Origin of the sequence: Westiellopsis prolifica IICB1, assembly GCF_004323185.1 — a bacterium.
Classification (GTDB): domain Bacteria; phylum Cyanobacteriota; class Cyanobacteriia; order Cyanobacteriales; family Nostocaceae; genus Pelatocladus; species Pelatocladus prolificus_A.
Window position 1 is genome coordinate 1,483,331 of sequence record NZ_NAPS01000001.1, and the last position, 11,214, is coordinate 1,494,544.

Genomic DNA, 11,214 nt, shown 5'->3' on the forward strand with positions numbered 1-11,214 from the left:
TACAATTACCTGGGAGAATATCAAAGGGCGATAAACTTCTATCAGCAATCTTTAGATATCAAAACACAAATAGGCGATCGCTCTGGACAAGCTATTGCTTGGTTTAATTTAGGTGAGACTTTAGAAAGAGTCAATCGCCAATCAGATGCGATGGGTGCTTATCGTAACGCCTGTAAACTTTTTCAAGAAATCGGACTTGATGCAAAGGTTCAAGATTGTAGCAATGCGATTGAGCGTCTTTCACAACTACAAGCACCTGTTGTTACATCCCGTCGTGGTTTTTGGGGGTGGTTGAGTCGGTTGTGGCGTTGGGTTCGTTCTTGGTTTCGACGTTAGGGATTTAAATCCTGTAGAGACGCGCCATGGCGCGTCTCTACATGCCCAAAATTATGACTAAAAATCCTTAACCGAGCAGTATTGTATCCGAACCGTATTGAATCAGCTGTGGAAATAAAAATAAGCGACGCTCTCCAAAAATGCCGTGTTCAAAATTTATAATCTAACGTCCTACTAATTTATCCCGCAGATGCTTAATCTTATCCCGTAACTTCGCCGCTTCCTCAAACTCTAGTTTCTTCGCTGCTTCTTTCATTTGTGCTTCTAATTGTGTAATCAACTGTGGAATATTTTCTAACGGTAACTCATCTAGATGTTGATCAACTGTTTCTATTTCTTGAGCATTTAACCGTCGAGAAACTTCCAAAAAAGACAAGATTGCATTACTAGATTTTTTCACAATCGGTTGCGGTGTAATTCCGTGCATCTTGTTATACGCCATTTGAATTCCGCGACGGCGTTCGGTTTCATCAATGGCTTTAATCATGCTATCGGTGAGATTATCTGCATACATTATCGCTTGTCCGCGGACGTGACGCGCGGCTCTTCCAATAGTTTGAATTAAGGAACGTTCTGCACGTAAAAAGCCTTCTTTGTCTGCATCTAAAATTGCTACTAAAGAAACTTCTGGTAAATCCAAACCTTCCCGTAACAAGTTGACACCAACCAACACATCAAAATTGGCATCGCGCAAGTTTTGGATAATTTCTATTCTTTCAATTGAGTTAATTTCCGAGTGTAAATACCTTACCCGAATACTATTTTCTTGCAGATAATCTGTTAAATCTTCCGCCATTCTTTTAGTTAATGTGGTGATTAACACTCGTTCATTACGGTCTACTCGATCTTTAATTTCACCTAATAAATCATCAATTTGTCCTTCGGTGGGACGGACAATAATTTCTGGATCAAGCACACCAGTTGGTCGAATTATTTGCTCGGCTATATGTCCGTCGGAAATTTCTAATTCCCAATTTCCCGGAGTCGCAGAAACAAAAACACACTGGTTAACTTTTGACCAAAACTCTTCGGCTTTTAAAGGTCGATTATCAGCAGCGCTAGGTAAGCGGAAACCATGCTCAATCAAGACTTTTTTTCTAGCTTGATCACCGTTATACATACCTCTAATTTGGGGTACGGTAACGTGAGATTCATCAATTACTAACAACCAATCTTTGGGGAAATAATCTATTAAACATTCTGGTGGTTCACCGGCTTGTCTTCCTGCGAGGTGACGAGAATAGTTTTCTACACCGTTGCAATAACCAACTTCGCGCAGCATTTCTAAGTCATAGCGGGTACGCTGATCTATTCTTTGCGCTTCGAGTAATTTCCCAACTGATTCTAACTCTGCTTTACGTTCTTTTAATTCTTGAGCGATCGCATCACATGCTTCTTCTAATCTTTCTTCTGGTGTCACAAAGTGACGCGCTGGATAGAGATTCACTGCTTGTAGACTTTGGAGAATTTCACCCGTCACTGGATCGACGTAACGAATTGCGTCGATTTCATCACCAAAGAACTCGATGCGAATAATCCGATCTTCGTATGCTGGGCCGATTTCTAGGACATCACCCCGGACGCGAAAACGTCCCCGTCCAATTTCTACATCATTACGACTATATTGTACTGATGCTAAATCTCGCAAAATTTGCCTTTGGTTAACTTCCATTCCCACTTGGAAGGGAATCGCAGCTTTGAGATATTCTGAAGGAATTCCCAAACCATAGATACAGCTAATCGACGCCACAACAATCACATCACGCCGTTCAAATAGCGATCGCGTGGCTGAGTGTCGTAACATATCTATCTCATCATTGATAGATGCTGTTTTTTCAATATAGGTATCGGTAACAGGAATGTACGCTTCTGGTTGATAATAGTCGTAATAACTAACAAAGTATTCAACAGCATTGTTAGGAAAGAATTCTCGCAACTCATTACAAAGCTGTGCTGCGAGGGTTTTGTTGTGCGCCAGTACTAAAGTCGGTTTACCGACCTTTTCAATTACTGATGCGACTGTAAATGTCTTCCCGGTTCCGGTTGCGCCTAGTAATGTCTGATAACGATTGTGACTTTGAAGACTATTAACTAGCTGTGCGATCGCTTGTGGCTGATCGCCGGTTGGACTGAAGGGTGCTTGAAGACAAAATTTTGTCATGCAGTGTTGCTCTGAATACCCTAAATACCTATCTCATAGTAGCGAATAGAGACTGGAGTCGGGGATCGGGGATTGATTTTTACTTATGTGTAGTTTTTAAACAACCCTATAGATATACAATATTTTTTAAAGTTAAACTGAGATATATAGAAAAAACTTCACTTAGGTTGAATTTTTGTAAAAAATACTTAACAATCTAGAGGTATTAGTTTATGGCTGTCAGCAGCAATGGTAAGGCAGTAAGTCCTAGCCAAAAGCGTGCCAAATTGAAGGGGGAAACTACAGTGGAAGTCGAAAATAACAAAATTGAAAACTCAAATACAGAGCAAGCAAGCTCATCCGATAAATTAGAAATAACTGATACACTCGCTATTTCTGGGGTACGTCCTATTGCTGCTAGCGATTTGCAAGTAGCTGAGACAGTCTCGATTGCTGGAGTACGTCCCATTGGTACAAGTAGCTTGCAAGTTGTGGAAACAATGAACATTATGGGTTTGCGTCCTATTGCCGCAAACACAATGCATGTAGTTGATACAATGAATTTGTCTGGAATTCGCCCTATTGCTTCTAGCTCTTTGGTAGTTTCTGAAACCTATTCTGTAATGGGTAATCGTCCAGTAGCATCAAATACTATTGATGATTCCGAATTTTTGATGGGTTATTTGGATTAGTGAAAAGAAGAATTATATGTAATTTAATTTATTAACCCGGTTTACTAAAAAGCCGGGTTTTTTTATGGTAATTCAGTTTGGTTTATGAACTTAATCGTGAAGACTATCAACGGAATTCTATATTATCTTTAGTTTGTACTAATACCATTTCACGTTAATAGCGATACATATGAATCTTGTAGAGACGTAGCATTGCTACGTCTCTACTACAAACAAAAAATGATATTTAATAAAATCTAGTTATTAATTATTAGTTTTTAATTTGTTACTGAGATAGTAATCCTAATTAGCTTGTGAGAAGATACAAGATTCCAGATCCCCGACTTCTTTAAGAAGTCGGGGATCTTACTCTCAAGAATAATTTAGGACTACTATAGTTATTTATTGATCCCTGACTAGTAAGTAATATATTAATAGATTTATCCTCTATCTTTTTATAGAGTAAATAATATGCCTGTGGAAAGAAGGCTCAACCATAAAATATAAGCTAATTTGTAAACATCAAAGCTAAACAAATCAAAGTTATTCATCACTTTACCATAACTTTGAAAAAAGTTTATATGACATAAGGAGACTGAATTATGAGTTTAGAAGATAGAGCAAAAGCTACAGCTAAAAATGTAGAAGGTAAAGCTCAAGAAGCATGGGGAAATGTAACTGGCGATCCAGAAGATAAAACAGAAGGTAAAGCCAAGCAAGCTGAAAGTGAAGTACGTCACTCTGTAGAAGATGTCAAAGATAATATCAAGAAAAATCTTGACTAAATCTCAAATTCTTAGCAGCAAAGATAAATAAATTTATGCATTAGTTTTCTGCTCAGAAACTAATGAATAAAATACATAATCAGCCGTCCTCCCTGGTGAGGGCGGCTTTGTATATTTAAAATTCTAGAAATTTTTAGCTGATATATTAATTACAACTATTACAAAAAATTAAATTATTGACCAAAAATATCTTATTTCTCCCTTAAATCCCTTGATTTATGATTTTTTTAGAGAATCTGTGTCTAGTGATTGACATTGTTTATGGTGAAATCTACCATAAAATAAAGAAGCATCCAAAAAGGGGGGCGATCGCATGACGTGTTACCCAGGGACATTGAACCCGGAATTAATTCCGCGTCCAGAAGATTACAGCCTACTGACAGATCTTTACCAGTTGACAATGGCAGCTTGTTATGCAGGTGAAGGCATAGAACAACAACCAGCAAGCTTTGAATTATTTGTGAGAAAATTACCAGAGGATTTTGGCTATTTAATCGCCATGGGGTTAGCTCAGGCGTTGGAATATTTAGAAAAATTTTGCTTTACTCCCACTCATATAGAAGCTTTGCGTTCAACAGAAATTTTTGCTCATGCACCAAAACGCTTTTGGTCACTGTTAGAATCAGGAAGTTTTAGCGGGGATGTATGGGCAGTACCAGAAGGTACAGCAGTGTTTGCTAATCAACCACTGTTACGGGTAGAAGCACCTTTATGGCAAGCACAACTGGTGGAAACTTATCTACTCAACACCCTTAACTACCAGACATTAATTGCCACACGAGCCGCGAGAATGCGTGATGTGGCGGGTGAACGAGCAAATCTGCTGGAATTTGGTACTCGACGGGCGTTTAGTCCCCAAGGGGCGTTGTGGGCAGCAAGAGCAGCATTAGCAGCTGGTTTTGATGCTACATCAAACGTGTTAGCAGCGCTCCAACTGGGCGAGAAACCAAGCGGTACGATGGCACATGCTTTGGTGATGGCGCTGACAGCAACCGAAGGTAGCGAAGATCAAGCTTTTGCTGCATTTCAACAATATTTTCCAGGTGCAACCTTGTTAATTGATACTTACGATACGATTGCTGCTGCGGAACGATTAGCTCTTAAAGTCAACTCTGGAAAAATGAAATTGACTGGGGTGAGGTTAGACTCTGGTGATTTAGTGACATTATCAAAAAAAGTGCGATCGCTTCTAACAGATGTATCAATAGTTGCTAGTGGTGACTTAGATGAGCAAGAAATTTTATCTTTAAAAAATGCAGGCGCTGAAATTGATAGCTATGGTGTGGGAACCAAACTCGTCACAGGAAAACCTGTAAACGGAGTCTATAAATTAGTAGAAATTAATGGCATTCCGGTAATGAAAGAATCAAGTGGTAAGATGACTTATCCGGGACGCAAGCAAGTTTTTCGTTCTTCCGTTGCAGGTAAAGTGAAAGCAGATTGTTTGGGATTAGCAGATGAAAGTAATTTGGGAGGGCTACCTTTATTGCAATTATTCATGCAAGCAGGAAAACGGATGCAACCACCAGAAAACTTAGCAACAATTCGCCAGCGTACCGCCGCCTCCGTAACAAGTTTACCCGAACAAACTCGATACTTAGAAAATCCCATACCTGTACAAATGGAATTATCAGAAAAATTACATAAATTGACAGCAGAAACTAAGAAAAAATCAGTAGTGGTTAGTAGTTATTAACCTTCCCAATGACAAATAACAAATGACAAATAACAAATGACAATAAAATGAAAATAGCCTTATTTGGAACTAGTGCTGATCCACCAACTGCTGGACATCAAGCGATAATTAAATGGTTATCACAACATTATGATCGTGTAGTCATTTGGGCGGCTGATAATCCTTTTAAATCCCATCAAACCCTTTTGCAGCATCGGGTAGCAATGCTACATCTACTTATAGATGATATACATTCACCACACCATAATATTAGTCTGGAACAAGAACTCAGCAGTTTCAGAACTTTAGAAACTGTGGATAAAGCCAAGCAGCGTTGGGGAACAGAAACAGAATTGACTTTAGTAATTGGTTCAGATTTAGTTTCTCAATTACCACGCTGGTATCAGGTTGAAGATTTGTTACACCAAGTTCAACTTTTAGTTGTACCACGACCGGGATATATCATAGATGAATCCAGTTTACAGACTGTGGAAGATCTCGGAGCAAAAATAGCGATCGCTGAGTTAGATGCTCCAAATGTATCCTCTACAGCTTATCGTAACAGTGGAGATCCCGAAGCTCTCACGCCCCCTGTAATTGACTATATTAATAAACAGCATTTGTACAAATGCCAGGACGCATTCAAAAGAAGCTTGCAGATACGCTAAATCAACAACCTTTGGCTGATTTTAAAGTTGGTGTTGACAATGTAATTTTTTCAGTAGACACTGCTCAAAACCGACTGCTTGTACTATTAATCATGCGACAACAGGAACCCTATGTAAATTATTGGGGTCTTCCAGGTACTTTAGTACGTCGAGGCGAATCCTTAGAAGATGCAGCCTATCGTATTCTAGCTGAAAAAATTAAGGTCAAGAACCTTTATTTAGAGCAATTGTATAGTTTTGGTGGACCCAGCCGTGACCCAAGAGAAGCAACCGATAGTTACGGGGTACGTTATCTCAGTGTCAGTTACTTTGCTTTGGTGCGATTTGAAGAAGCCGAATTAATTGCTGACAAAGTTGCTGGTATTGCTTGGTATCCAGTCAAACGAGTCCCAAAATTAGCCTTTGACCATAATGAAATTTTGGCATACGGACACAGACGTTTAAAAAATAAATTGGAGTACAGTCCAGTAGCTTTTGAAGTTTTGCCAGAAACCTTTACTTTAAATGATTTATATCAGTTGTACACTACCGTTTTAGGAGATAATTTTTCCGATTATTCTAATTTTCGGGCGCGTTTACTCAAGTTAGGTTTTTTATGCGATACAGGTATTAAAGTATCACGAGGTGCAGGGCGTCCAGCTAGTTTATATCGATTTGATGCAGAAGCATTTGCCCCTTTTAAAGATAAACCATTGGTTTTTATTTAAGGCAGTCCCAATGAAAAAATTTCACCAGCCTTGATGAAAAACCTCTTTCCCCTCTCCTTGGTAAGGGACGGGGTGAGGTTACTTTCAAGTCAGAAGGTTTTATTTTTGACTTATGCACTAAATAAATGACTAATGACCAATGACTATTGACTATTATGAAAATTGCGATCGCTCAACTCAATCCTACCATTGGTGATTTATCAAAAAATGCTCAACAAATCCTTGAGGCTGCACAACAAGCAGTAACAAAAGGTGCGCGTTTATTGTTGACACCAGAACTATCTTTATGTGGCTATCCTCCACGAGATTTATTATTAAATCCTAGTTTTGTTGAAGCAATGGGTATTACCTTACGACAACTAGCTAGAGATTTACCACCAAAATTAGCAGTATTAGTCGGAACTGTAGAAGAAAATTTACAAGCCAAAAAAACAGGTGGCAAAACTTTATTTAATAGTATTGCTTGGTTAGAAGCAGGTAAGGTCAAACAAATTTTTTACAAACGGCTTTTACCTAGTTATGATGTCTTTGATGAACACCGTTATTTTGAACCGGGTTTGCAAGCTAATTATTTCACTCTCGATAACATCAATATAGGTGTTACTGTTTGCGAAGATTTGTGGAACGATGAAGAATTTTGGGGCGAACGTAGTTACACTGTCAACCCAATTGCTGATTTAGCGATTTTGGGTGTAGATTTAATTGTGAATTTGTCAGCTTCACCTTACACTCTTAGCAAACAAAGATTCCGCGAAGCCATGCTCAGTCACAGTGCAGTGCGTTTTCGCCAACCGATTATTTATGCTAACCAAGTGGGTGGTAATGATGATTTAATTTTTGATGGTAGAAGCTTTGCGTTAAATCGTGAGGGTGAGATTATTTGTCGATCGCCTGGATTTGAAACTGATTTATCAATTATTGAATTTGATGAAGAAGCACGAGATTTAAAGTTAGGTTTGATTGCACCTAATTGTGAGTGTGAGGAAGAAGAAATCTGGCAAGCTTTAGTTTTAGGTGTGCGAGATTATGTCCGTAAGTGTGGTTTTAATAAAGTAGTTCTGGGTTTGAGTGGTGGAATTGATTCTTCTGTTGTGGCTGCGATCGCTACAGCAGCCCTTGGTAAAGAAAATGTCCTCGGTATTCTTATGCCTTCTCCCCACAGTTCTGAGCATTCCGTCACTGATGCTTTGGCATTGGCAGCAAATATTGGTATAAAAACTCATGTTTTGCCCATTGGGGATTTAATGCAAGCATATGACAAAACCTTTGCAGATTTGTTTGCTGATACTGAGTTTGGACTAGCAGAAGAAAATATTCAATCCCGAATTCGGGGTAACTTATTGATGGCTATCTCTAATAAATTTGGTCATCTTCTCCTCTCAACAGGTAACAAATCAGAAATGGCTGTTGGTTACTGCACTCTCTACGGTGATATGAATGGTGGTTTAGCAGTCATAGCCGATGTTCCCAAAACCCTTATTTATGGGTTGTGTCGTTGGTTAAACCGCAACGGTGAAATCATTCCTGACAACGTCCTGATCAAAGCACCCAGCGCCGAACTTAAACCTGGTCAGGTTGACCAAGATTCTCTACCCCCCTACGATATCCTTGACGATATTTTGCAACGCCTGATTCAAGATCACCAATCACCCGCCCAAATAGTCAATGCTGGACACGATGTAGTCGTTGTTGAGAAAGTCATCAAGATGGTAGCTAGGGCGGAATTCAAGCGGCGACAAGCACCCCCAGGATTAAAAATTACAGATCGTGCTTTTGGTACTGGTTGGCGAATGCCCATTGCTAGTAATTGGTTGGCTGTTAAAAGCTTACTGAATAAAACTTTTAACCGGTCTTAACGGGTTTAAGCTTTGAGCCGGAAATTTATTTCACGGCTAAAAGTGTAGAGACGCGATATATCGCGTCTCTACTGAATAAAACTTTTAATCGGTCTTAACGGGTTTAAGCTTTGAGCCGGAAATTTATTTCACGGCTAAAAACTCACCGTACAATTATTAATAGTGTTACAAAAGTTTACGTAATCTGAGTCACATCCTAAATCTTACCTATGACCGTTGCTGTTTCTCTCGAAAACGTTTATAAAATTTACAACAAAGTCCCCGTAGTCGATAATCTTTCTTTTGAGATTGCTACAGGAGAAATGTTTGGTTTACTTGGCCCTAACGGTGCGGGTAAATCTACCACAATTCGGATGTTGACTACACTTACCAAACCTACGGAAGGAAATATTGAGGTTTCTGGGTATGATGTGATACGCCAACCCTCACAGGCAAAGCAATCTATAGGTGTAGTGTTGCAGCAAATTAGTGTAGATCGTGATTTAACTGTCTGGGAAAACATGGAACTGCATGGTAAGCTACATCACATTCAAAATCCACACCGACAACGTTTAATTAGGCAATGGCTGGATTATGTAGAACTTACCGCTAAACGTGATGATCTTGTTAAAACCTTGTCTGGAGGTATGAAGCGGCGATTGCAAATTGCTAGAGCTTTGTTGCATCAGCCTCAGATTTTATTTTTAGATGAACCAACTGTGGGACTAGATCCCCAAACCAGGCGACGTCTTTGGGAAATTATTAAAGATTTAAATAAGCAGGGTATGACGATGCTGCTAACGACCCATTATATGGAAGAAGTGGAATATTTGTGCGATCGCATCGGCATCATGGACAATGGTAAGTTAATATCATTAGGAACTTTACAAGAATTACGCTCCACTTATGGTGAAGGCTTGGTGATGAAACAAGTAGGAGATCGTTGGGAATATCTCTTTTTTCCCACCTTGGATGAAGCAAATAACTATTTAGACAACCTAGAAGATAAGACAGGGATAATGGTACGTCCCTCAAACTTAGAAGATATTTTTGTAGAACTAACTGGACGTCAGTTAGATTAATTTACACGCCTAATTCGCGTAGGGTAGCTTCCATTCTAGTAACGCTTTCATACTTACCCTGTTGTTCGTATAAATCACGCGCTTTTCTAAAAATAGCGATCGCTTCTTTGGCTTTACCTTGTTTTTTTAACATTGTTCCCCGTAACTCATAAACCTGGGGATTTTTGGGAGCAAGTTGCACTGCTTCTTCATAAGCCCATTGAGCGCTAGTATAATCTCTCAATCGCACTAGGACAGTGCCTAAACCTATATAGGCGTTGACATTACCACGGTTGATCTGTATTGCTTTACGATAAGCGTTTTTAGCTCCGTTATTATCACCTAAGTTACCACTGATATAACCCAAAGCATATTGATAATCACTATTATTAGGCTCAAGAGTAACAGCCCGACGATAAGCAGTTAATGCTGCGGAAAAATTTCCTTGTAAAGCATACAAATAACCTATGCCAGAATAGATCGAAGGATTTTTTGGCTCTAGGTTTGCTGCTTGTTGGTAGACAGCGATCGCACCATTATAATCACCCGTCTCTACTAGTCTGCGTCCTTGTTCTAAGAGGTCTTTTACCTGTTGAGTGCTTTGGCGCTGTACAACTAATACCTGAGCCTGAGTCACTGAAGCCATTGTTGTCACAATGCTTCCTATTAAGAGAACACTGAATAAGAATGAAGTTCCTTTGTACACAGCAAACAACCTGAAATTTTGTGCAATTCACTAGATTTTCTTTGATTGCTTGTCCATTAAAACAAAAATATTCTCTTTTGCAAACTCCATATGCTTATTTTTTACCAAATATTCATAAGCTTTCTCTTTTTTTGCTCTTCTGGTCAATAGCTAATTTCTAAGCAATACTATTGATAATTCTAAAAATTAGAAGCAATTAATAGTCAATCATCGCAATAACTATTTTTTGGGTTATAAATAATACAAAACTCTTGTTTTCTACTCAAAAGTATAACTATTGAGGCATGACGCTCCAAATTGATCAAGCAGACAATAGAATTATAAGGAAAAGAGCAGAAGTAGGAAATCTGTCTCACCCAGCTAATACCATTTCACGTTAATCGCGATACACATAAATAATGTAGAGACGCGATATATCGCGTCTCTACGGATCTGTATTTGTATCAGATTTTTTGTGAAATGGTATAAGGCGGTGAGTGATATTGCTGCTTAATAAACTTGGTGTCTTAGTGTTTTAGTGGTTAATAAAACTTATTTTTGCTCCACAAACACACAAAGAAGACTTCATAAACCATTTCGGCGAACCCAGAAATGATTTCGGCGAACCCAGAAATGATTTCGGCGAACCCA

At 39.0% G+C, this 11,214-nt stretch carries 10 protein-coding genes; 8 read left to right on the forward strand and 2 right to left on the reverse strand.

Annotated features, from left to right (window positions below):
- Positions 1 to 336, forward strand: a 336-nt coding sequence (locus B4U84_RS06350; protein WP_131118755.1) for a tetratricopeptide repeat protein, incomplete at its 5' end; no start/stop codon positions are given.
- A 163-nt stretch (positions 337 to 499) separates the two neighbouring features.
- Here the strand turns inward: B4U84_RS06350 and uvrB are convergent.
- A complete protein-coding gene (gene uvrB / locus B4U84_RS06355) occupies positions 500 to 2,497 on the reverse strand; it encodes an excinuclease ABC subunit UvrB (RefSeq protein WP_131116210.1) in 1,998 nt (665 codons plus the stop codon).
- Positions 2,498 to 2,709: 212 nt separating this feature from the next.
- Here uvrB and B4U84_RS06360 point away from each other — a divergent pair, with 212 nt between their 5' ends.
- The 7 genes from B4U84_RS06360 to B4U84_RS06390 all read left to right on the forward strand — a co-directional run bounded on the left by B4U84_RS06360 (position 2,710) and on the right by B4U84_RS06390 (position 9,899).
- Positions 2,710 to 3,168 carry a hypothetical protein gene (locus B4U84_RS06360; RefSeq protein WP_044450632.1) on the forward strand — a complete coding sequence of 153 codons (459 nt, stop codon included), beginning with the start codon at positions 2,710 to 2,712 and terminating at the stop codon, positions 3,166 to 3,168.
- 581 nt (positions 3,169 to 3,749) lie between these two features.
- The gene (locus B4U84_RS06365) at positions 3,750 to 3,932 is read left to right on the forward strand and encodes a CsbD family protein (protein ID WP_016863438.1); all 183 of its coding nucleotides are present in this window, start codon (positions 3,750 to 3,752) and stop codon (positions 3,930 to 3,932) included.
- A gap of 313 nt (positions 3,933 to 4,245) precedes the next feature.
- The gene (locus B4U84_RS06370) at positions 4,246 to 5,628 is read left to right on the forward strand and encodes a nicotinate phosphoribosyltransferase (RefSeq protein ID WP_131116214.1); all 1,383 of its coding nucleotides are present in this window, start codon (positions 4,246 to 4,248) and stop codon (positions 5,626 to 5,628) included.
- A 47-nt stretch (positions 5,629 to 5,675) separates the two neighbouring features.
- Positions 5,676 to 6,275, forward strand: coding sequence for a nicotinate-nucleotide adenylyltransferase (locus B4U84_RS06375; protein ID WP_044450634.1), 600 nt, complete (start codon positions 5,676 to 5,678; stop codon positions 6,273 to 6,275).
- Positions 6,236 to 6,982 carry an NUDIX hydrolase gene (locus B4U84_RS06380; RefSeq protein WP_017309182.1) on the forward strand — a complete coding sequence of 249 codons (747 nt, stop codon included), beginning with the start codon at positions 6,236 to 6,238 and terminating at the stop codon, positions 6,980 to 6,982. The genes B4U84_RS06375 and B4U84_RS06380 overlap by 40 nt, the downstream gene beginning before the upstream one ends.
- A gap of 155 nt (positions 6,983 to 7,137) precedes the next feature.
- Entirely contained in the window at positions 7,138 to 8,838 is a 1,701-nt protein-coding gene (locus B4U84_RS06385; protein WP_131118757.1) for an NAD+ synthase, read from the forward strand.
- A 209-nt stretch (positions 8,839 to 9,047) separates the two neighbouring features.
- A complete protein-coding gene (locus B4U84_RS06390; RefSeq protein ID WP_131116217.1) occupies positions 9,048 to 9,899 on the forward strand; it encodes an ABC transporter ATP-binding protein in 852 nt (283 codons plus the stop codon).
- Between the two features lies 1 nt (position 9,900).
- Here the strand turns inward: B4U84_RS06390 and B4U84_RS06395 are convergent, their stop codons facing one another.
- Positions 9,901 to 10,524, reverse strand: coding sequence for a tetratricopeptide repeat protein (locus B4U84_RS06395; RefSeq protein WP_017309179.1), 624 nt, complete (start codon positions 10,522 to 10,524; stop codon positions 9,901 to 9,903).
- Positions 10,525 to 11,214 lie beyond the last annotated feature (690 nt).

Coding starts and splice junctions, on each gene's coding strand:
- B4U84_RS06370 (WP_131116214.1), top strand. CDS start 4,246: ATGACGTGTTACCCAGGGACATTGAACCCGGAATTAATTCCGCGTCCA.
- uvrB (WP_131116210.1), bottom strand. CDS start 2,497: ATGACAAAATTTTGTCTTCAAGCACCCTTCAGTCCAACCGGCGATCAG.
- B4U84_RS06365 (WP_016863438.1), top strand. CDS start 3,750: ATGAGTTTAGAAGATAGAGCAAAAGCTACAGCTAAAAATGTAGAAGGT.
- B4U84_RS06360 (WP_044450632.1), top strand. CDS start 2,710: ATGGCTGTCAGCAGCAATGGTAAGGCAGTAAGTCCTAGCCAAAAGCGT.
- B4U84_RS06390 (WP_131116217.1), top strand. CDS start 9,048: ATGACCGTTGCTGTTTCTCTCGAAAACGTTTATAAAATTTACAACAAA.
- B4U84_RS06375 (WP_044450634.1), top strand. CDS start 5,676: ATGAAAATAGCCTTATTTGGAACTAGTGCTGATCCACCAACTGCTGGA.
- B4U84_RS06380 (WP_017309182.1), top strand. CDS start 6,236: ATGCCAGGACGCATTCAAAAGAAGCTTGCAGATACGCTAAATCAACAA.
- B4U84_RS06385 (WP_131118757.1), top strand. CDS start 7,138: ATGAAAATTGCGATCGCTCAACTCAATCCTACCATTGGTGATTTATCA.
- B4U84_RS06395 (WP_017309179.1), bottom strand. CDS start 10,524: ATGGCTTCAGTGACTCAGGCTCAGGTATTAGTTGTACAGCGCCAAAGC.